14 protein-coding genes are annotated in these 21,449 nt (G+C 68.5%); 10 read left to right on the top strand and 4 right to left on the bottom strand.

All coding sequences use genetic code 11. The features are described from left to right. Positions 1–10 precede the first annotated feature (10 nt). Positions 11–3,799 (bottom strand): GH92 family glycosyl hydrolase, encoded by a 3,789-nt coding sequence (locus tag IF54_RS0102280; protein WP_051735291.1) that lies wholly within the window; start codon positions 3,797–3,799, stop codon positions 11–13. 358 nt (positions 3,800–4,157) lie between these two features. Between IF54_RS0102280 and ngcE the strand changes: the two genes are divergently transcribed. From ngcE to IF54_RS0102235, 9 genes are all read left to right on the top strand, one after another. Further along, positions 4,158–5,609, top strand: a complete 1,452-nt coding sequence (gene ngcE, locus IF54_RS0102275) for an N-acetylglucosamine/diacetylchitobiose ABC transporter substrate-binding protein (protein WP_030313864.1) — start codon at positions 4,158–4,160, stop codon at positions 5,607–5,609. A 67-nt stretch (positions 5,610–5,676) separates the two neighbouring features. Further along, the gene (locus IF54_RS0102270) at positions 5,677–6,612 is read left to right on the top strand and encodes a carbohydrate ABC transporter permease (protein ID WP_030313862.1); all 936 of its coding nucleotides are present in this window, start codon (positions 5,677–5,679) and stop codon (positions 6,610–6,612) included. Positions 6,613–6,630: 18 nt separating this feature from the next. Continuing rightward, on the top strand, positions 6,631–7,554 hold the full coding sequence (locus IF54_RS0102265; protein WP_030313859.1) for a carbohydrate ABC transporter permease: 924 nt from the start codon (positions 6,631–6,633) through the stop codon (positions 7,552–7,554). A gap of 183 nt (positions 7,555–7,737) precedes the next feature. Continuing rightward, on the top strand, positions 7,738–8,937 hold the full coding sequence (locus tag IF54_RS0102260) for an ROK family transcriptional regulator (protein WP_030313856.1): 1,200 nt from the start codon (positions 7,738–7,740) through the stop codon (positions 8,935–8,937). A 133-nt stretch (positions 8,938–9,070) separates the two neighbouring features. Next, on the top strand, positions 9,071–10,159 hold the full coding sequence (locus IF54_RS0102255; RefSeq protein ID WP_030313854.1) for a sugar ABC transporter substrate-binding protein: 1,089 nt from the start codon (positions 9,071–9,073) through the stop codon (positions 10,157–10,159). A gap of 275 nt (positions 10,160–10,434) precedes the next feature. Continuing rightward, complete coding sequence (locus IF54_RS0102250; RefSeq protein ID WP_030313847.1) at positions 10,435–11,226, top strand: ATP-binding cassette domain-containing protein; 792 nt, start codon at positions 10,435–10,437, stop codon at positions 11,224–11,226. Next, the gene (locus tag IF54_RS0102245; protein ID WP_030313845.1) at positions 11,223–12,542 is read left to right on the top strand and encodes a sugar ABC transporter permease; all 1,320 of its coding nucleotides are present in this window, start codon (positions 11,223–11,225) and stop codon (positions 12,540–12,542) included. Before IF54_RS0102250 ends, IF54_RS0102245 begins: the two co-directional genes overlap by 4 nt. Positions 12,543–12,672: 130 nt before the next feature. Continuing rightward, positions 12,673–14,592, top strand: coding sequence for a 1-deoxy-D-xylulose-5-phosphate synthase (dxs, locus tag IF54_RS0102240; RefSeq protein WP_030313843.1), 1,920 nt, complete (start codon positions 12,673–12,675; stop codon positions 14,590–14,592). Between the two features lie 135 nt (positions 14,593–14,727). Continuing rightward, a complete protein-coding gene (locus IF54_RS0102235) occupies positions 14,728–16,221 on the top strand; it encodes an amino acid permease (protein WP_030313840.1) in 1,494 nt (497 codons plus the stop codon). Positions 16,222–16,399: 178 nt separating this feature from the next. Here the strand turns inward: IF54_RS0102235 and IF54_RS0102230 are convergent, their stop codons facing one another. Then, positions 16,400–16,768: a hypothetical protein gene (locus IF54_RS0102230; protein WP_030313837.1), complete on the bottom strand. Its 369-nt coding sequence runs from the start codon at positions 16,766–16,768 to the stop codon at positions 16,400–16,402. Between the two features lie 70 nt (positions 16,769–16,838). Between IF54_RS0102230 and IF54_RS0102225 the strand changes: the two genes are divergently transcribed. Next, positions 16,839–17,867 (top strand): hypothetical protein, encoded by a 1,029-nt coding sequence (locus IF54_RS0102225; protein WP_078851843.1) that lies wholly within the window; start codon positions 16,839–16,841, stop codon positions 17,865–17,867. Between the two features lie 156 nt (positions 17,868–18,023). On the opposite strand, the gene IF54_RS0102220 is transcribed toward IF54_RS0102225, so the two are convergent. Next, a complete protein-coding gene (locus tag IF54_RS0102220) occupies positions 18,024–20,150 on the bottom strand; it encodes a 3-hydroxyacyl-CoA dehydrogenase NAD-binding domain-containing protein (RefSeq protein ID WP_030313835.1) in 2,127 nt (708 codons plus the stop codon). Beyond that, entirely contained in the window at positions 20,147–21,373 is a 1,227-nt protein-coding gene (locus IF54_RS0102215; RefSeq protein WP_030313834.1) for a thiolase family protein, read from the bottom strand. The genes IF54_RS0102220 and IF54_RS0102215 overlap by 4 nt, the downstream gene beginning before the upstream one ends. Positions 21,374–21,449: the final 76 nt, after the last annotated feature.

The raw sequence follows: 21,449 nt of genomic DNA, 5'->3' as shown, positions 1-21,449 counted from the left end.
ACGCCGTTGTTCAGGCCAGCAGTTCGACCTCCGACAGGACCGCCTCGCCGTCGAGCACCAGACGGTACTTCCCGTACGTACCCGGAGACCTCACGGTGAACGCCCGTGTCTGCCGGTCCCAGGCGAAGGACTCCCCGGACCGCCGGTCGAGGGTCTTCCAGGTGCTGCCGTCGGCCGAGCCCTGGAGCGTCCAGCCGGCCGGTGCCTTCGTCCGGTCCGAGGACGAGGTCACCGTGTACTGGACCCCCTCGATGTCGCCGGACACCGGCAGGTCGACCGAGGTCACGGCCGCGTCCGTCGCCGAGGTGTTGTCGAACAGGGCCCCGTCACCGGACAGCACGTCCGCACGCGGCGTCGGCACATCGTCGTCCTGGGTGATCGACACCGGCGCAGCGTTCTTGCCCGTACCCCACTTCGAGGGACGGGGGCCCATGGCGAAGTCCAGGACGGCCCCCTTGGACAGCACCGAGTGGGGGAGCGAAGTCGACGTCCACGGCTTGCCGTTGACCTTCAGGCCCTGCACGTACACGTTCCGCGCGCTGTTCTCCGGTGCTCTGACCACCAGGTCCCGGCCGTTCTCCAGATGGACCGTCGCCTTGGTGAACAGCGGTGAGCCGACGGCGTATTCTCCGCTGCCCATCACCAGCGGATAGAAGCCCAGCGCCGAGAACAGGTACCAGGCCGACTGCTCTCCGTTGTCCTCGTCACCGTGGTAGCCCTGCCCGATCTCGCTGCCGACGTACAGCCGCGACAGCACCTCACGCACGTTCCTCTGCGTCTTCCAGGGCTGACCGGCCGCGTCGTACATGTAGGTGACGTGGTGGGCGACCTGGTTGGAGTGCCCGTACATGCCCATCCGGACGTCCCGCGCCTCCGTCATCTCGTGGATGACACCGCCGTAGGAGCCGACGAACTCGGGCGAGGCCGTCTCCGGTGTCGAGAAGTACGTGTCCAGCTTCTCGGCCAACCCCGCACGTCCGCCGTACAGGTTGGCGAGCCCCCGGCTGTCCTGCGGGGCGGTGAAGGCGTACCCCCAGCCGTTGGTCTCGGTGTAGTCGTAGCCCCACACGCGCGGGTCGTAACTCGCCGATGGCACCCGCCAATCGCCCTTCTCGTCACGGCCCTGGAAGAACCCGGCCTTCGGGTCGAAGAGACACACGTAGTCCTGCGCCCGGTTGAGGAAGTACTCCGATTCCTCCCGGTAGCGCTTGTCTCCCGTCTTCGCGTAGAGCGCCCGGCCCATCCGCGCGATGCCGTAGTCGTTGAGGTAGCCCTCCAGCGCCCAGGACAGGCCCTCGTGGGTGTCGGTGCTGGTGTAGCCGAGGAAGGGCGAGGTCTGCATGCCCTTGCGGCCCACGCCGGAGGACGGGGGCGCGACCGTGGCGTTCTTCAGGGCGGCCTCGTACGCCGACTTCGCGTCGAAGTCCACGCCCTTGACGTACGCATCTGCGAAGGCCACGTCCGAGGAGGTGCCGGTCATCAGGTCCGCGTATCCGGGTGAGGACCAGCGCGAGGTCCAGCCGCCGTCCTTGTACTGCTGCACGAACCCGTCGACCATCTCGCCCGCCTGAGCGGGCGTCAGCAGCGAGTACGCCGGCCAGGTCGTCCGATAGGTGTCCCAGAAGCCGTTGTTGACGTACACCTTGCCGTCCACGATCTTCGCCCCGGTGTGCGTCGGGGTGTCCTGGGACGGCATCGGCGAGAACGGCGAGGCGTACTGGTACTTCGAACCCACCTTCTCGAAACCGGAGTTGGGGTAGAGGTAGAGCCGGTACAGGCTGGAGTACAGCGTGGTCAGCTGGTCCTCGGTGGCGCCCTCGACCTCGACCCTGCCGAGGATCCGGTCCCAGGCGCGCCGGGCGGCCGCCTTCACGTCGTCGAAGGAGGTGCCGTCCGGGATCTCCTGGCGCAGGTTGTCCTTGGCCTGGTCGAGACTGATGAGGGAGGTGGCGATGCGCAGGGTGACGGTCCGGTCGTCGAAGCGCAGGTATCCCTTGACTCCGCTCGACGCCCCGTCCACCACCGGCTTGTCGAACACGCCGTAGACGAACAGCCGCGTCGCTCCTGTGGACAGGCCGGACTTCACGTCCGAGTAGCCCGTGAAGGTCCCGCTGTCCTTGTCGAGCGTGAGTCCCGCCTGGTCCGTGACGTTGTCGAAGAGGACGCTCGCGTCGTCGCCCGGGTAGCTGAAGCGCAGCACCGCCGCGTGGTCCGTCGGCGCCATCTCCGCCGTCAGCCCGTTCTCGAACCGCACCCCGTAGTAGTACGGCCGCGCGGTCTCGTTCTCGTGCCGGAAGGCCAGCTCGCGCGCCTCCCGGCCGGTGGCGGGTGTTCCGGCGGCGGTCGACGGCATCACCTGGAAGGTCTGCCGGTCACCCATCCAGGGGCTCGGCTCGTGGCTCGCGCTGAACGCCTGGATCGTCGGCAGGTTGTCCTCGTTGTTCGCGCGTGCGTAGTCGTAGAGCCAGCTGAGCGAACCCGCGTCGGTCACCGGTGTCCAGAAGTTGAAGCCGTGCGGCACGGCCGTGGCCGGGAAGTCGTTGCCGCGCGAGAAGCCACCGCTGGAGTGGGTGCCGCGGGTGGTGAGCGCGTAGTCGGACAGATGCGCCTTCGGCAGCTCCGGCGCGGCCCGCTCCAGCGTCACGTCGTCCAGCCAGCCCCGGAACTTCGCCGGTCCGGCGGGGGAGTCGTAGGCGACGAGGATCCGGTCGACGGTCTTCCCGGCCGCGACCGACCCGATACGCGCGGCCACCTGGTTCCACTGGTTGACGTACAGCGCTTTCGACGCGCCCTGCCCCTGCGGCGAGAGCGGGAATCCGTGCTGGTCACGCGCCCCGAGGTGGCTGAGGAAGGTGCCGTCGGTGAAGGCGAGGTCCACGGAGACGTTCGTCGAGTCGTAGTCCCGGTCGCCGTCCACCATCGACGGGTAGATCCGGTACGACAGCCGGGTGAGCCGGTCGACCCTCACGTCCACGTCGAAGATCTTGTTGTACGAGTACGCCCGTCCCTGGGCCGTGTGCCGTCCGGCGTAACGCAGGGCCTTCTTTCCGGTGAATCCCGCGGCCGCCTTCGCGGTGGGCGATCCGGTCGGGCCGCGGTCGACGAGCGAGAGCATGTCCGGGGGCACCGGCCCCTCGTTCGCGCCCGTGGAGAGCTGGAGGTCGGCGAGCTGGAGGATCCCGGAGGCGCCGTTGTTCCTCGTGATCTCCAGCCGGAAGTGCCGGTACTCGGCGACGGCGTCCGCCGGGATGTCGTACGACTTCGTCTGGAACCGCTCGGCGAAGGTCTCACCCGACCGGGTGTCCAGGGTCTTCCAGTCCTTGCCGTCCGTGGAGCCCTTGAGGCTCCAGTCCCTCGGGTCGCGCTCGGCGAAGTCGTTGGCCGAGGTCAGCGCGTAGGTGACCGCCTTCACCGGCTGGTCCAGGTCGAACTCCGCCCAGCCCGTGGACGCGAAGGCCAGCCACTTGGTGCCCGGTTCGCCGTCCGCGAGGTTCTCCTTCACCTCGCCGCCGGAGGCGTTCTCGGCGCTCGCCCGGATGTCCGTGACACGGTCGGTGACATTGCCGGGGACGCCGGTACGGTAGCCGCCGTCGACGCCGGAGGACCTGCCGGCGTCGACCGTGCTGGTCCAGTCGGGGGCCGGGTCACCGGCCTCGAAGGAGGAGCGGAACTCCTGGTCGGCCGGGGCGGCGGCCTCGGGCAGGGCGACCGCCGCGCCCTGGGAGCCTACGGTCACGCAGAAGGCGGCCGTGAGGACGACCGCCGTACTCCGTCTGAGCCGGGTTCTGTTCCGGGGCATGGTCGAGTACCCTCCCTGCACAAGGATGGACAACGTTGTCAGGCGATCCGTGCAAGGATCAGTAGGGGCCCAAGTGCGCAGTGGTGTCAAGGGTGTTGGCTGCGGCATTCGGGGTCTATGTCGCGGATTTTTCCGGCAAGTCTCGCACAGGGCACTCATATTTCCGCGAGGTCTCAACTCGAGAACACCCATGGCCAACCTTGCATTCGATCTTGCTCCGTCGGCGGGAAGTGGACTATACCTGTCGGCGATTCACCCCACTCGCACGAACCTCTTGCACGAACCTGCTTGACCTGACCGCGGTGCCGGGGAGGATCCGGTTCACCGCCTGAGTCCTGGAGAAGGCGAGGACTTGAGCATGGGATCCACTTCCGCCGAGAACAGCACGAACGGCAACGCGGGTGTCGGCCGCCGCGATGTGATCAAGCGGTCGGCCGCACTGGGACTGGCCGCCGTTCCCGCGACCGGTTTTCTCTCCGCCTGCGCCAGCGGCGGCGGCGACGATTCGAGTGACGACAGCACCAAGGGCACCGCCTCGAAGGAGAATCCCTTCGGCGCGGCGAAGGGCAGCAAGCTCGACGTCGTGATCTTCAAGGGCGGCTACGGCGACGACTACGCCAAGGCGTGGGAGGCCGACTTCCAGAAGAAGCTCGGCGTCACCTCCACCCACACCGGCACCCAGGAGATCACCGGAAAGCTCCAGCCGCGCTTCAACGCGGGCAACCCGCCGGACATCGTCGACGACTCCGGCGCCCAGCAGATCAAGGTCGACGTCCTCTACAAGAACGGGCAGCTGCTCGACCTCGCCGAGGTCCTGGACGCGCCCGCGGTCGACGATCCCGGCAAGAAGGTCCGCGACCTGATCATCCCGGGCACCCTCGACGCGGGTCTCCAGGAGGGCAAGATCGTCGCCCTCAACTACATCTACACCGTCTGGGGCCTGTGGTACTCCGGCAAGCTCTTCAAGGAGAAGGGCTGGGAGGAGCCCAAGACCTGGGACGACTTCCTCGCCGTCTGCCAGGACGCCAAGAAGCAGGGCATCGGCGGCCTCGCCCACCAGGGCAAGTACCCGTACTACATCAACGTCGCCATCATGGACCTGATCGCCAAGAAGGGCGGTCTGGACGCCATGAAGGCGATCGACAACCTCGACCCGAAGGCCTTCGTCGGCTCGGACGCGGCCCAGGCCGGCGTCGAGGCGATCTACGAGGTCGTCGAGAAGGGCCTGTTGATGCCCGGCACCAACGGCCTGACCCACACCGAGTCCCAGACCCGCTGGAACCAGTACAAGGCCGCCTTCATCACCTGCGGTTCCTGGCTGGAGAACGAGCAGCTCAAGCAGACGCCGGCGGACTTCGACATGAAGTTCATGCCGATGCCGCTGCTGCCCGGCAGCGCACTGCCCTTCCAGGCGATCCGGGCCGGCTCCGGAGAACCCTTCATCATCCCGTCGAAGGCCAAGAACCTGCCGGCGGCCAAGGAGTTCATGCGCCGCATGCTCTCCAAGGAGTGGTCGACCCTCTTCGCCAAGGAGGCCAACTCGCTCACCATCCTCAAGGACGGTGTCGACCCGAGCGTCAAGCTGCGCCCGGGCACCCAGTCCACCGTCGAGGCCTCGAAGGCGGCCGGTGACGACACCTTCCGCTACCTGTACACCGAGTGGTACAGCGAGATGGGAGCGGCGATCGAGGCCGCGTCCAACGAGCTGATGGCCAAGCGCATCCAGCCGAAGGAGTGGCTCAAGCGGGCCCAGGCCGCGGTCGACAAGCAGGCCAAGGACCCGGCGTCCAAGAAGAACCACCGGGACTGACCGCAACGCCGTTTCCCGGGCCGGAGCGCTCCGGCCCGGGAAAGGACACCAGGGGCAGGAATCGCCAATGCGCAAAGGGCAGTACAGGTTCGTCGCGGGATTTCTCTTCGCTCCCGTGTCGCTCTACCTGATCTTCGTGATCTGGCCCTACATCCAGACGTTCGGCTATTCGCTGACCGACTGGAAAGGGCAGTCGCAGACGTTCAAGTTCATCGGCTTGGACAACTACAAGGCGCTGTTCCACGACGACGTCTTCATGCAGGCCGTCTGGCACAACATCCTGTTCCTGATCTTCATTCCGGTGATCACCATTCTGCTCGCCCTGTTCTTCGCGTTCATGCTGAACGCGGGCGGGCGCAGCAAGGCCGGCGGAGTGGGGGGAGTGGCGGGATCTCAGTTCTACAAAGTCGTCTACTTCTTTCCCCAGGTGCTGTCCCTCGCGATCGTCGCCGTGCTGTTCAACGCGGTGTACCGCAGTGACGGCGGCGGCCTGCTCAACGGCATCCTGATCAAACTCGGCCTGGGTGACGCCGAGAACCCGGTGGAATGGCTCAACGAGCCCCACCTGGTGCTGTGGATGCTGCTCATCGCCGTGGTCTGGCACGGGGTCGGCTTCTACCTGGTGCTGTTCTCGGCGGCCATGCAGTCCATCCCGAGGGACATCTACGAGGCCGCGCTGATCGACGGCGCGGGCCGCAACCAGTCCTTCTTCCGCATCACCCTGCCCCTGCTGTGGGACACCGTGCAGACCGCCTGGGTCTATCTGGGCATCGTGGCGATGGACATGTTCGTGCTGGTGTCGTCGATGACCCAGAACATGGGCGCCTACGGCGGCGGCCCCGACCACCACAGCGACGTGATGTCGACGGTGATGATGCGCAACTTCCAGTACTTCGGCAAGAGCGGATACGCCTGTGCGATGGGCGTCGTCATGCTGCTGCTCACCCTGGTCCTGTCCGTGGTCATGCTGCGTGCCACCCGCCGCGACCGCGTCGAGTTCTGAGCGGGAGAGATTGCGACGATGAGCGCACCCATCAAGGAGACCGCGGCCGTCCCGGTCCAGCGGACCACGGGCAAGGCCCCGGCCCGCCCCGGCAGCGAGCGCAGCGAGGGCGTCGTCCTGAACGCCTTCTCGCACGGCTTCCTCGCGCTGTGGGCCCTGCTGATCGTGCTGCCACTGCTGTGGCTGGTGCTCAGCTCCTTCAAGACCGACGCCCAGATCGGCGGCTCCGCCTTCGGCTGGCCGCAGCACTGGTCCCTGGACGTCTTCGGACGGGCCTGGGAGAAGGGCATCGGCGACTACTTCCTGAACACCGTCATCGTGCTCGTCTTCTCGGTGCCGCTGACGATGCTCCTCGGTTCCATGGCCGCCTACGTCCTGGCCCGCTACGAGTTCTGGGGCAACAGGTTCCTGTACTTCTTCTTCGTCGCGGGCGCGATGTTCCCGGTCTTCCTGGCCCTGGTCCCGCTGTTCTTCATGGTGAAGCGGCTGGACATGCTGAACACCTACCAGGGGCTGATCCTGGTGTACGTCGCCTACTCGATGCCGTTCACGGTGTTCTTCATGCACGCGTTCTTCCGGACGCTGCCCACGGCCGTGTTCGAGGCCGCGGTGCTCGACGGCGCCTCGCACACCCGGACGTTCTTCCAGGTGATGCTGCCGATGGCGAAGCCCGGGCTGATCAGCGTCGGCATCTTCAACACGCTCGGTCAGTGGAACCAGTTCATCCTGCCCACCGTGCTGATGCAGCCGCAGAGCGGGGACGATCCGGAGCGTTATGTGCTCACCCAGGGCCTCATCCAGCTCCAGCAGCAGATGGGATACGCCTCGGACCTGCCCGTGCTCTTCGCCGGGGTGACCATCGCGATGATCCCCATGCTGGTGGTGTACCTGTCCTTCCAGCGCCAGGTGCAGGCGGGCCTCACTTCGGCGACCTTGAAGTAGCGCTCCGCGAGCGCCCGCAAGCACACCGTCCCCGATTTCGGTGACGGTGTGCTCAGGTGTGCGCTGGGCCCCTGAAACTGTTCAACCTCTTGACGGGAGGCGACCCGAACGGCTCAGCTTAGAGTTCACTAGTTGGACATAGACGGGGCCTCATCGCTGCGGTCCCGCGCGCAGGAGGTCGTCGTGGAGACTCCGGGGTCGCAGTCGTCGCTGCACCGAGCCAACCTGGAGCGGGTCGTGCGGGCCGTCCGGCTGGCCGGGTCGCTCACGCAAGCGGAGATCGCCCGGACCACGGGGCTGTCCGCCGCGACCGTCTCCAACATCGTCCGCGAGCTCAAGGACGGCGGAACCGTCGAGGTCACGCCCACGTCGGCGGGTGGCCGACGGGCGCGCGCCGTCTCCCTGAGCGGGGACGCCGGCATCGTCATAGGGGTGGACTTCGGGCACACCCATTTGCGCGTCGCGATCGGGAACCTCGCCCACCAGGTACTTGCCGAGGAGTCCGAACCGCTGGACGTGGACGCCTCTTCCACGCAGGGCTTCGACCGGGCGGAACAGCTGGTCACCCGGCTGATCGAGGCGACCGGTGTGGACCGTACGAAGATCGCCGGGGTGGGCCTCGGCGTGCCCGGCCCGATCGACCTGGAATCCGGCTCCCTGGGCTCCTCCGCCATCCTGCCGGGCTGGATCGGCACCAAGCCGGCCGAGGAGCTCGGGGGGCGCCTCGGCGTGCCCGTTCACGTGGACAACGACGCGAACCTGGGCGCCCTAGGTGAGCTGGTGTGGGGCAGTGGCCGGGGGGTCAGGGACCTGGCGTACATCAAGGTCGCGAGCGGTGTGGGCGCCGGTCTGGTGATCAGCGGCAAGATCTACCGTGGCCCGGGTGGCACAGCGGGAGAAATCGGGCATATTACTCTTGATGAATCCGGCCCCGTCTGCCGTTGCGGCAATCGCGGCTGCCTGGAGACCTTCGCGGCGGCGCGCTATGTGCTCCCGCTCCTCCAGTCCAGTCACGGCACCGACCTGACCATGGAGGGCGTGGTGAGGCTGGCGCGGGACGGAGACCCTGGTTGCCGTCGGGTGATCGCCGACGTCGGCCGACACATCGGCAGTGGAGTCGCCAATCTCTGCAACTTGCTGAACCCGAGCCGAGTGGTCCTGGGCGGTGATCTCGCCGAGGCCGGTGAGCTGGTGCTCGGGCCGATCCGGGAGTCTGTCGGCCGCTATGCGATCCCTAGTGCGGCCCGCCAACTGTCTGTGCTTCCAGGGGCACTTGGCGGCCGTGCGGAGGTGCTCGGAGCACTCGCCCTCGCGCTCAGCGAGATGGGTGATTCGACCCTTTTGGACAGCACGCTGCACGCGGCGTCACCTGCGTTCACTTAGAGAACGCAGGAGGTCGTTGCCATCTCGTTAAGTATTTACTTCTTGACGTCGCACGTGTGGCCGAGTTGACTTCCAGCCACCTCGGCCGCAACGACGCGGCCTCGTCAGGGAGGTTTCTCAAGTGAACACGCTCATGCGTCGTGTGGCCGTATCCGTCGCCATCTCCGGGCTCGCCGTCTCGGTCGCCGCCTGTGGCAAGGCCGGCGACGACAAGACCAGCGACAGCAGCAGCTCGGGCTCCGGCGGCAAGTCGATCGGTCTGCTCCTGCCCGACAACGTCACCGCGCGGTACGAGAAGTTCGACAAGCCGTACTTCGAGGCCAAGGTCAAGGAGCTGTGCAGCGACTGCACCGTCTCCTACGCCAACGCCGCGGCCGACCCGGCCAAGCAGGCCCAGCAGATGAGCAGCATGGTCACCAAGGGCGTCAAGGTGATCGTCATCTCGGCGCAGGACTCCGCCGCCATCAAGTCCTCCATCGCCTCCGCGGTGAGCAAGGGCGTCAAGGTCGTCGCGTACGACCGTCTGGCCCAGGGCCCGGTCTCCGCGTACGTCTCCTTCGACAACGTCAAGGTCGGCGAGCTCCAGGGCCAGGCCCTGCTCGACGCCCTCGGCTCCAAGGCGACCCCCAAGGCCAACGTCGTCATGATCAACGGTGACGACGCCGACCCGAACGCCGCGCAGTTCAAGGAAGGCGCGCACAAGGTCCTCGACGGCAAGGTCAAGATCGCCTACGAGCAGTCCGGCCTCTGGAAGGACACCGTCGCCGCGCAGAAGATGTCGGCCGCCATCACCCAGCTGGGCGCCAAGAACATCGCGGGCGTCTACGCCGCCAACGACGGCATGGCCGGTGGTATCGCCAACACCCTCAAGGGCGCGGGCATCAGCAGCATCCCGCTGACCGGTCAGGACGCCGAGCTCGCCGCCATCCAGCGGATCGTCGCCGGCACCCAGTCCGCCACGGTCTACAAGGCCTACAAGCCCGAGGCCGACAACGCCGCCGAGCTCGCGGTCAACCTCCTCCAGGGCAAGGACATCAAGTCCCTGGCCGACACCGAGGTCACCAGCGGCTCCGGCGACAAGGTCCAGGCGAAGCTGCTGACCCCCGTCTCCGTGACCGTCAAGAACATCAAGGACACGGTCGTCAAGGACGGTCTCTACACCGTCGCCCAGATCTGCACCGCGGACTACGCCGCCGCGTGCAAGAAGGCCGGCCTTCAGTAGGACGCCCTGAGCCCTCGGGGCGCGTCCCGCACGGGACCCGCCCCGGCGGCAGGCACAGAGCCTGTCCGGTGCCCGCTCCGCCTTCATACCCCGCTGCGGGGCGGGCACCGGACGGAAGCATGGCGGACGCAGCCGTTGCCAAAGGGCACCGGCCGCGCGCATGTTCGACTTGTTAATCGGTGCTTACGGCGCGACTCGTCCCACGAGTGCCGAAAGCGCAACCTTCCGCGCATTACCCCAAGCGCGGCATCCCCGCCGGTCAGGCGGCGAAGGAGATGGTTCACGTGTCCGCTACGCCCGTGCTGGCGTTGCGCGGAGTCTCCAAGCGGTTCGGTGCGGTTCAGGCCCTCACCGACGTAGAGCTGGAGGTCCACGCCGGAGAAGTGGTCGCCCTGGTGGGCGACAACGGCGCAGGAAAGTCCACGCTGGTCAAGACGATCGCCGGCGTGCACCCCATCGATGAGGGCGTCATCGAGTGGGACGGCAAGCCGGTCAGCATCAACAAGCCCCACGACGCCCAGGGACTCGGCGTCGCGACGGTCTACCAGGACCTCGCCCTGTGCGACAACCTCGACGTGGTCGGCAACCTGTACCTCGGACGCGAGCTGCTGCGCCGCGGCGTCATCGACGAGGTCACGATGGAGAAGAACTCGCGTGAGCTGCTGAACACGCTCTCCATCCGCATCCCGAGCGTCCGCATCCCGATCGCGAGCCTCTCCGGTGGTCAGCGTCAGGTCGTCGCCATCGCGCGCGCCCTGATCGGTGACCCCAAGGTCGTCATCCTCGACGAGCCCACGGCCGCGCTCGGCGTCGAGCAGACCGCGCAGGTCCTCGACCTGGTCGAGCGGCTGCGCGAGCGCAACCTCGCCGTGATCCTCATCAGCCACAACATGGCCGACGTGAAGGCGGTCGCCGACACCGTCGCCGTGCTGCGCCTGGGCAAGAACAACGGCTCCTTCTCGGTGAAGGACACCAGTCAGGAAGAAATCATCTCCGCGATCACAGGTGCCACGGACAACGCCGTCACCCGTCGTGCGGGACGTCGCAACGCGGAGGCGGCAAAGTGAGCGACACGTCGAAGGTTTCCAAGGCGGAGACGGCGGAGGACCAGACCACGGTCGCTCCCGCCGACGACCCCACCGCCGCGCCGGTCTCGGTCGTCGACCCCCGGCTGCTGGTCCGCGAAGAGGGCCTCAAGGGCTACTGGACCGAGTTCACCCGCAAGGTCAAGGGCGGTGAGCTGGGCTCGCTGCCGGTCGTCGTCGGTCTGATCGTCATCTGGGCGATCTTCCAGTTCAAGAACGACCGCTTCCTGAGCGCCGACAACCTCTCCAACATCAGCTACTACCTCTCGGCCACCGGCATGATCGCCATCGGCCTGGTGTTCGTGCTGCTGCTCGGCGAGATCGACCTGTCGGTCGGTTCCGTCAGCGGTCTGGCCTCCACCCTGTTCGCGGTGTGGGTGGTCAACCACGGCATGAACGTCTGGCTGGCCCTCGTCCTGGCGATCGTCACCGGTGTCGCCATCGGTGCGCTGCACGGCTGGTTCTTCGCCAAGGTCGGTGTACCGGCGTTCGTCGTCACCCTGGCGGGTCTGCTGGGCTGGAACGGTCTGATGCTGTGGCTGCTGGGCTCCAGCGGCACCATCAACATCCCGTCCGACTCGGGTCCGATCCACCTGTTCGGCCAGAGCTCGTTCTTCATGGACCAGGCCATCATCGGCGCCTACCTGCTGGCCGGCCTCGCCGTCGTGCTGACCCTCGTCGGCAACTTCAGCGAGCAGCGGCGCCGCAAGGCCGCGGGTGTGCCCTTCCGGCCGACCGTCGAGATCCTGGTGCGCGTCGGCGCGCTCGCCGTCGCGGCCTTCGCGGCCGCCGCCGTGCTGAACAACGCCTCGGGTGTCTCCAACTCGCTGGTGATCTTCCTGGCGGCGCTGGTGGTCGTCGACTTCGTGCTCCGCCGCACCACGTACGGCCGTCAGGTCTTCGCGGTGGGCGGCGGCATCGAGGCCGCGCGTCGTGCCGGTATCAGTGTGCCGATGGTCCGCATCACCGTCTTTGCCATCTCCGGCGGTTTCGCGGCGATCGGCGGTATGTTCTTCGCCGGCCAGACCGCGAGCGCCACGCTCAGCGCCGGCGGCGGCAACACCCTGATGCTCGCCATCGCGGCGGCCGTCATCGGTGGTACCAGCCTCTTCGGTGGCCGCGGTTCGGTGTGGTCCGCCCTCCTGGGCATGCTGGTCATCCAGTCCATCACGACCGGTCTCGACCTGCTGAACATGAACGCCTCCATCCAGTACATGATCACCGGCGGCGTGCTGCTCGGCGCGGTCGTCATCGACTCCGTGTCGCGCAGGTCCCAGAAGGCCGCCGGTCGCGGCTGACGCCGTACGGACCTTCCGGAAAGATCCACTTGCCCGGCACCCAAAAGGTGCCGGGCAAGTTCGTTGTCGGAGAACATTAGACTCGACACGCCCGGCAAAGCTCGATCAGCTCTAATGCAAGGAGGCACGGGTGCAGCTGCTGACCCGTATCAGGGGACCGCGCGATCTGGACCGGCTCAGCCTTGAGGAGCTGGACCAGCTGGCGGAGGAGATCAGGAGCTTCCTCGTCGGTGCCGTCTCCAAGACCGGCGGCCACCTCGGCCCCAACCTCGGTGTGGTCGAGCTGACCATCGCGCTGCACCGGGTCTTCGACTCGCCCAAGGACCGGGTGCTCTTCGACACAGGGCACCAGTCCTACGTGCACAAGCTGCTCACCGGCCGCCACGACTTCTCGAAGCTGCGCTCCAAGGGCGGCCTCTCGGGCTACCCCTCGCGCGCCGAGTCCGAGCACGACGTCATCGAGAACAGCCACGCCTCGACCGTCCTCGGCTGGGCCGACGGCCTCGCCAAGGCCAACCAGGTGCTGAAACGGGACGACCACGTCGTCGCCGTCATCGGTGACGGCGCCCTGACCGGCGGCATGGCCTGGGAGGCGCTGAACAACATCGCCGACGCCAAGGACCGCCCGCTGGTCATCGTCGTCAACGACAACGAGCGCTCCTACGCGCCCACCATCGGCGGCCTCGCGAACCACCTGGCGACCCTGCGCACCACAGACGGCTACGAGCGCTTCCTGGCCCGCGGCAAGGACCTCCTGGAGCGCACCCCGGTCGTCGGCCGGCCCCTCTACGAGACCCTGCACGGCGCCAAGAAGGGCCTCAAGGACTTCATCGCGCCCCAGGGCATGTTCGAGGACCTCGGTCTGAAGTACGTCGGCCCCATCGACGGCCACGACATCGAGGCGCTCGAGTCGGCGCTGGCCCGCGCCAAGCGGTTCAACGGCCCGGTGATCGTGCACTGCCTCACCGAGAAGGGCCGCGGCTACAAGCCCGCCGAGCAGGACGAGGCCGACCGCTTCCACGGCATCGGCCCCATCCACCCCGACACCGGCCTGCCCATCAAGGCCGCCGCCGCCAGCTGGACGTCCGTCTTCGGCGACGAGATGGTCAGGCTCGGCCAGGAGCGGGAGGACATCGTCGCCATCACCGCGGCCATGCTCCAGCCGGTCGGCCTGAAGAAGTTCGCGGACGCCTTCCCGGACCGCATCTACGACGTCGGCATCGCCGAGCAGCACGCGGCCGTCTCCGCGGCGGGCCTGGCCACCGGGGGAGTGCACCCCGTCTTCGCCGTGTACGCCACCTTCCTCAACCGCGCCTTCGACCAGGTCCTCATGGACGTCGCCCTGCACAAGTGCGGGGTGACCTTCGTCCTCGACCGGGCCGGCGTCACCGGCGACGACGGCGCCTCCCACAACGGCATGTGGGACATGTCCATGCTCCAGGTCGTCCCCACGCTCCGGCTCGCCGCCCCGCGCGACGCCGAGCAGCTGCGCGCCCAGCTCCGCGAGGCCGTCCAGGTCGACGACGCGCCGACCGTGCTGCGCTACTCCAAGGGCGTCGTCGGCCCCGCCGTACCCGCCGTGGGCACGGTGGGCGGCATGGACGTCCTGCGCGAGCCCGGCACCGACACCCCGGACGTCCTCCTGGTCTCGGTGGGCGCCCTGGCCCCCATGTGCCTGGAGATCGCCTCGCTCCTCGACCGGCAGGGCATCTCCACCACCGTCGTCGACCCGCGCTGGGTCAAGCCGGTGGACGAGGCCATGGCCCCGCTCGCCGAGCGGCACCGCGTGGTCGTCACCGTCGAGGACAACTCCCGCGTCGGCGGCGTCGGCTCGGCGATCGCACAGGCCCTGCGCGACGCGGGCGTGGACGTCCCGCTGCGCGACTTCGGCATCCCGCCGCGCTTCCTCGACCACGCCTCCCGCGCCGAGATCATGGCCGAGATCGGGCTCACCGCGCCCGACATCGCCCGCCAGGTCACCGGCCTGGTCTCCAAGCTGGACGGCCGCTACGACGACGCCCGCACCGAAGTGGAATCCGCCCGGGACTGACCACCCGTATGGGCCGGTCCCGCCACTCTTGACAGTGGTGGGACCGGCCCATTCGCGTGAATCCCGCTGTGCCGGGGCATACGACCTACGCCCCCTCTCGATCATGTCGAGGACGACACAGCGTGGGAGGTCATCGTGAGCAGCACCCTCTTCCGGACGAAGAAGGTCGAACAATCAATCCAAGACACCGAGGAGCCGGAGCACGCGCTCAAGAAATCCTTGTCCGCGCTGGATCTGACCGTCTTCGGTGTCGGCGTCATCATCGGTACCGGCATCTTCGTCCTGACCGGCACCGTCGCCAAGAACAACGCCGGTCCGGCGACCGCCCTGGCCTTCGTGGTCGCCGGCGTCGTCTGCGCGCTCGCCGCGCTCTGCTACGCCGAGTTCGCCTCCACCGTCCCGGTGGCCGGATCGGCGTACACCTTCTCCTACGCCTCCCTCGGCGAACTGCCCGCCTGGATCATCGGCTGGGACCTCGTCCTGGAGTTCGCGCTCGGCACCGCGGTGGTCGCCGTCGGCTGGTCCGGCTACATCGCCTCCCTGCTCGACAACGTCGGCATCCATCTGCCGGAGGCACTCAGCGGGCGGGACGGCGCCCACGGCTTCGGCTTCGACATCCTCGCCGCGCTGCTGGTCCTGGTCCTCACCGGGATCCTCGTGCTCGGTACCAAGCTCTCCGCGCGGGTGACCTCGATCGTCGTCGCCATCAAGGTGACGGTCGTCCTGACCGTGATCGTCGCCGGCGCCTTCTTCATCAAGGGTGACAACTACAAGCCGTTCATCCCGAAGTCCCAGGCGGTCGAGGCGGGCGGCAGTCTCCAGTCCCCGCTCATCCAGCTGATGTTCGGCTGGGCGCCCTCCAACTTCGGCGTGATGGGCATCTTCACGGCCGCCTCGGTCGTCTTCTTCGCCTTCATCGGCTTCGACGTGGTCGCCACGGCCGCGGAGGAGACCCGCAACCCGCAACGGGACATGCCGCGGGGCATCCTGGGCTCCCTGCTCATCTGCACGACCCTCTACGTGGCCGTGTCGATCGTGGTGACCGGCATGCAGAAGTACACCGACCTGTCCGTCACTGCGCCGCTCGCGGACGCGTTCAAGGCCACCGGGCACCCGTGGTTCGCGGGCTTCATCAGCTTCGGCGCCGCGGTCGGCCTGACGACCGTCTGCATGATCCTGCTCCTCGGCCAGACCCGGGTGTTCTTCGCGATGAGCCGCGACGGCCTGCTGCCGACGTTCTTCTCCCACGTCCACCCGAAGTTCCGCACCCCGCACCGCCCGACCATCCTGCTCGGCGTGATCATCGCGATCGTCGCCGGCTTCACGCCGCTCAGCGAACTCGCCGAACTGGTCAACATCGGCACGCTGTTCGCGTTCGTGGTGGTGGCGATCGGCGTGATCATCCTCCGCAAGTCCCGCCCCGACCTGCCGCGCGCCTTCCGCACCCCGTGGGTCCCGGTCATCCCGATCCTGTCGGTCCTGGCCTCCCTCTGGCTGATGCTCAACCTGCCGGCGGAGACGTGGCTGCGGTTCGCGATCTGGATGGTGCTCGGGTTCGCGGTGTACTTCCTGTACGGCCGCACCCACAGCCGTCTGAACCGGCGGGCCGAGACGGAGGAGGCTGCGTAGGGTTCGTCGTCGGCTGCGGGGGCGCTGTGGCCGGTCGCGCAGTTCCCCGCGCCCTTGAGTGGATGCAGTGAGGGTCCGCCTGCCTGCACCCACCGCCTTTAGGGGCGCGGGGAACTGCGCGACCGGTCCCCACCGACCCGCAGCCGCCCGACGACCGGACGCGGCACTTCCCTGGGCGCTACGGCCGTACCGCCCGCGGCCCCGCCACCTCCGCCCCCAACTCCCCAACCCTCCGCCGCAGTTCACGATCCGCCGTGACCACCAGCACCGGCCGCTCACGGCCGGCCCGCGCCACCAGTTCCACCATGTGGTCGTCCCCGCTCCCCGGCGCCGACTCCACCCGCACCCCCGGCACCGAGGACACCCCCCGAGCCGCTCCCTCCACCACCAGCACGATCTCCACCGGCCCGGCCCGCCCCGGCACCCCGTCCGCCGCCAGCCGGTCCCGCAGTCGCTCCGCCGCGCCCCGCCGGTCCCGCCACCACCCGTCCGGCACCGAGCCGACGACATTCGCGGCGTCCACGACCACCAGCAGCACGTCACTCATGGCCCCAGCGTCCCATGCCCGGCCCGCCCGAACTCCTGACCGACTCCCGGATTAGAGTGGTCCCGTGTCGATGGTCCGTACAGTGAACGGCAACTGGCTCATCCGCGCCCGCGACGGCCGGCTCGGCGTCTACGTCACCCATGACGACGAAGTCCGGTGCCGGTCCGAGCGCGGCCCCGGCAGCGACACATGGTCGCCGTGGCGCAAGGTCGGCGGCGAGCAGCGCCTGCAACCGGGACTCGCCGTCGGACAGGGCGTCGACGGCTACGCACACCTCGTGTCCTGGCGCCCCACCAAGGCCGCCGAGGCGGGCCTCGTCCACTCCACCCACTTCCGCGTCCACCTCGCACCCCTCGACTGGACCCCGCTCGGCCACCCCGACAGGACGGGCGCGCGGACCGGTCTGCCCGCCGTGGCCGTCGACGCGGAGGGCCGGGCCCATGTCTTCGTCCGCAACCGCGGCAACGGCGTGCACGCCCTCGTGCAGAAGGAGCGCGGCGGCTGGAACGCCTGGGCGGATCTGAACGGGGCGGACGTCCATGAGCAACTGACCGCCGTGACGGGGGAGTCGGGACGGGTGGAGCTGTACGCCACCCAACCCACCGGCATCCTGCGCTGGGCTCAGGAGGAGGCCGGCGCGCCTCCCGTACCGGACGACCCGCTGCCGGGCCGCGTCGAACCGGGCACCCTGAGCGCGCTGCCCACCTCCAAGGAGCACGTCACGCTGTTCTTCGCGGATCCCGAGGGCATGCTCCACGCCTGGCGGCGGGGGACCGAGCCCGTTCCTCTGCTCGCCGCGGCCGGCCCCGGCCCGGTCGCCCTGCTGCGCTGCACGCTGGAGGGCCACGACTGCACGCTGCTCGCCCAGCGTTCGGCCTCCGGCCGAGTCGCCTTCGCCGCCTGCCCCACCGAGCAGGAGGCGGCGGGCCTGTGGTGGACGGAGTCCGGGCCGCAGCTGCCGGTGGGCACGGAAGTAGCCCTCGCCGAGGATGCGGACGGCCGTATCGTCGCGGCCACGATCACTCCCGACGGCGTTCTGCGGATCGCCCGGCAGAAGGACGAGCCGGGGCTGGCCCTGGCGGCCTGGCAGGAGGTCTGACGCCCCACCGGGGCGCGGGAGAACACGGTCCCGGAGCCTGTCCGGACCTGAGACCGGAGCCCGTCCGGACCTGAGACCGGAGCCCGTCCGGACCCGAGACGTGACAAGGGGCCCCCGCCGCAGCGGAGGCCCCCATCACGGCCGTACGAAAGTCACTTACGCGGGAACCGAAGCAAGGCCCGGGGCCAGGAACTTCTTGCCGTTCACGCGCTCGGAGACGCCCTCGCGGTCCAGGTACGGCGTGATGCCGCCCAGGTGGAAGGGCCAGCCGGCGCCCGTGATCAGGCAGAGGTCGATGTCCTGGGCCTCGGCGACGACACCCTCGTCGAGCATGAGCCCGATCTCCTGGGCGACGGCGTCCAGGACGCGGTCACGGACCTGCTCCTCGGACAGGACGACATCGCCCTGCTTGAGGAGCGCGGCGACCTCGGGGTCCAGCTCCGGCTTGCCGGAGTCGTAGACGTAGAAGCCGCGCTTGCCCGCCTTGACGACGGCCGCGAGGTTCGGGGAGACCGTGAAGCGGTCCGGGAAGGCCCGGTTGAGGGTCTCCGAGACGTGCAGACCGATCGCGGGACCGACCAGCTCCAGAAGGACCAGCGGGGACATCGGCAGGCCGAGCGGCTCCACCGCCTTCTCCGCGACGGCGACCGGCGTGCCCTCGTCGATGACGTTCTGGATCTCGCCCATGAAGCGGGTGAGGATGCGGTTCACGACGAACGCCGGGGCGTCCTTGACCAGCACCGCGGTCTTCTTCAGCTTCTTGGCCACCGCGAAGGCGGTCGCCAGCGAGGCGTCGTCGGTCTGCTCGCCGCGGACGATCTCCAGGAGCGGCAGGATCGCGACCGGGTTGAAGAAGTGGAAGCCCACGACCCGCTCGGGGTTCTTCAGCTTCGACGCCATCTCCGTGACGGAGAGGGAGGAGGTGTTGGTCGCCAGGATCGCGTGCGCCGGGGCGACCGCCTCGACCTCCGCGAACACCTGCTGCTTGACGCCGATCTCCTCGAACACGGCCTCGATGATGAAGTCCGCGTCGGAGAAGCCCTCGGCCTTGTCCAGCACACCGGTGACCAGGGCCTTGAGGCGGTTCGCCTTGTCCTGGTTGATACGGCCCTTGCCGAGCAGCTTCTCGATCTCGGCGTGGACGTAGCCCACGCCCTTGTCGACGCGCTCCTGGTCGATGTCGGTCAGGACGACCGGCACCTCCAGGCGGCGCAGGAAGAGGAGCGCCAGCTGCGAGGCCATCAGGCCCGCGCCGACCACGCCCACCTTGGTGACCGGGCGGGCCAGGTTCTTGTCCGGGGCACCGGCAGGGCGCTTGCCGCGCTTCTGCACCAGGTTGAACGCGTAGATGCCGGAGCGCAGTTCGCCGCCCATGATGAGGTCGGCGAGGGCCTGGTCCTCGGCGTCGAAGCCCTGCTGGAGGTCGCCGTTCTTGGCGGCCTCGATGATGTCCAGGGCGCGGTAGGCGGCCGGGGCGGCCCCGTGCACCTTGGAGTCCGCGACGAAGCGGCCCTTGGCGACGGCCTGGTCCCAGGCCTCACCGCGGTCGATCGCCGGACGCTCGACGACGATCTCGCCCTTGAGGACGGACGCCGTCCACAGCAGGGACTGCTCCAGGAAGTCCGCGCCCTCGAACAGGGCGTCGGCGATGCCCAGTTCGTAGACCTGCGCGCCCTTGAGCTGCTTGTTCTGGTTGAGGGAGTTCTCGATGATGACCGAGACGGCCTTCTCGGCGCCGATCAGGTTCGGCAGCAGCGTGCAGCCGCCCCAGCCGGGCACCAGACCGAGGAAGACCTCGGGCAGCGAGAAGGCGGGCAGGGCCGCGGACACCGTGCGGTACTGGCAGTGCAGACCGACCTCGACGCCACCGCCCATCGCGGCACCGTTGTAGTACGCGAAGGCCGGCACCGCGATACCGGCGAGGCGCTTGAAGACCTCGTGGCCGCCCTTGCCGATGGCCAGCGCGTCCTTGTGCTCCTTGAGCAGCTCGACGCCCTTGAGGTCGGCGCCCACGGCGAAGATGAACGGCTTGCCGGTGATGCCGACACCGACGATCTCGCCGGCCGAGGCCTCCTTCTCGACCTGGTCGATGGCGGTGTTCAGGTTCGCCAGCGACGCCGGGCCGAAGGTGGTCGGCTTGGTGTGGTCGAAGCCGTTGTCCAGCGTGATGAGCGCGAAGCGCCCCGCGTTGAACGGCAGGTCCAGGTGGCGTACGTGCGCCTGGGTGACGACCTCGTCCGGGAACAGCTCGGCCGCACCCTTCAAGAGCTCAGTGGTGCTCACTTGCTGCCTCCGGCGTCCTTGTGGTTCGGGTTCTCCCAGATGACCGTCGCGCCCATGCCGAAGCCGACGCACATGGTGGTCAGGCCGTAGCGGACCTCGGGCTGCTCCTCGAACTGACGGGCGAGCTGCGTCATCAGACGCACACCCGAGGAGGCCAGGGGGTGACCGAAGGCGATGGCGCCGCCGTACTGGTTGACGCGCTCGTCGTCGTCCGCGATGCCGTAGTGCTCCAGGAACGCGAGGACCTGGACCGCGAAGGCCTCGTTGATCTCGAACAGGCCGATGTCGGAGATCGACAGACCCGCCTGGGCGAGGGCTTTCTCGGTGGCCGGGATCGGGCCGTAGCCCATGACCTCCGGCTCGACGCCCGCGAAGGAGTACGAGATCAGGCGCATCTTGACCGGGAGGTCGTTCTCGCGCGCGAAGTCCTCGGAGGCGATCAGGGAGGCGGTGGCGCCGTCGTTCAGACCGGCCGCGTTGCCGGCGGTGACCCGGCCGTGCACGCGGAACGGGGTCTTGAGGCCGGAGAGGTTCTCCAGGGTGGTGCCCGGGCGCATCGGCTCGTCGGCGGTGACCAGGCCCCAGCCCGTCTCACCGGCCTCCGGGTTGGTGCGGCGCACCGAGATCGGGACCAGGTCGGCCTGGATCTTGCCGTTGGCGTACGCCTTGGCGGCCTTCTCCTGGGAGCGCACGGCGTACTCGTCGGCGCGCTGCTTGGTGATCGTCGGGTACCGGTCGTGCAGGTTCTCGGCGGTCATGCCCATGAACAGCGCGGACTCGTCGACCAGCTTCTCGCTGACGAACCGCGGGTTCGGGTCCACGCCCTCGCCCATGGGGTGGCGGCCCATGTGCTCGACACCACCGGCGACGGCGATGTCGTACGCACCGAAGGCGACCGAACCGGCCACCGTGGTGACGGCGGTCAGCGCACCGGCGCACATGCGGTCGATGGAGTAACCGGGCACCGACTGCGGCAGCCCGGCGAGGATGCCCGCGGTGCGGCCGATGGTCAGGCCCTGGTCACCGATCTGCGTGGTCGCGGCGATGGCGACCTCGTCGATCTTCTTCGGGTCCAGACCCGGGTTGCGGCGCAGCAGCTCCCGGATCGCCTTCACGACGAGGTCGTCGGCGCGGGTCTCGTGGTAGATACCCTTCGGGCCCGCCTTGCCGAACGGGGTGCGGACGCCGTCGACGAAGACGACGTCCCTGACGGTACGAGGCACGATGGCTCTCCTCCAGATGCGGGATCTGCACTGCTGCGATGCGCTGAGCGCGCGCTCAGGGCCCATGCTACTTATG

The sequence above is a fragment of the Streptomyces sp. NRRL B-3229 genome, from assembly GCF_000719505.1.
Classification (GTDB): Bacteria; Actinomycetota; Actinomycetes; order Streptomycetales; family Streptomycetaceae; genus Streptomyces; species Streptomyces griseorubiginosus.
Note: the sequence above shows the minus strand (reverse complement) of the source record. Positions and strands in the feature narration are given on the sequence as shown.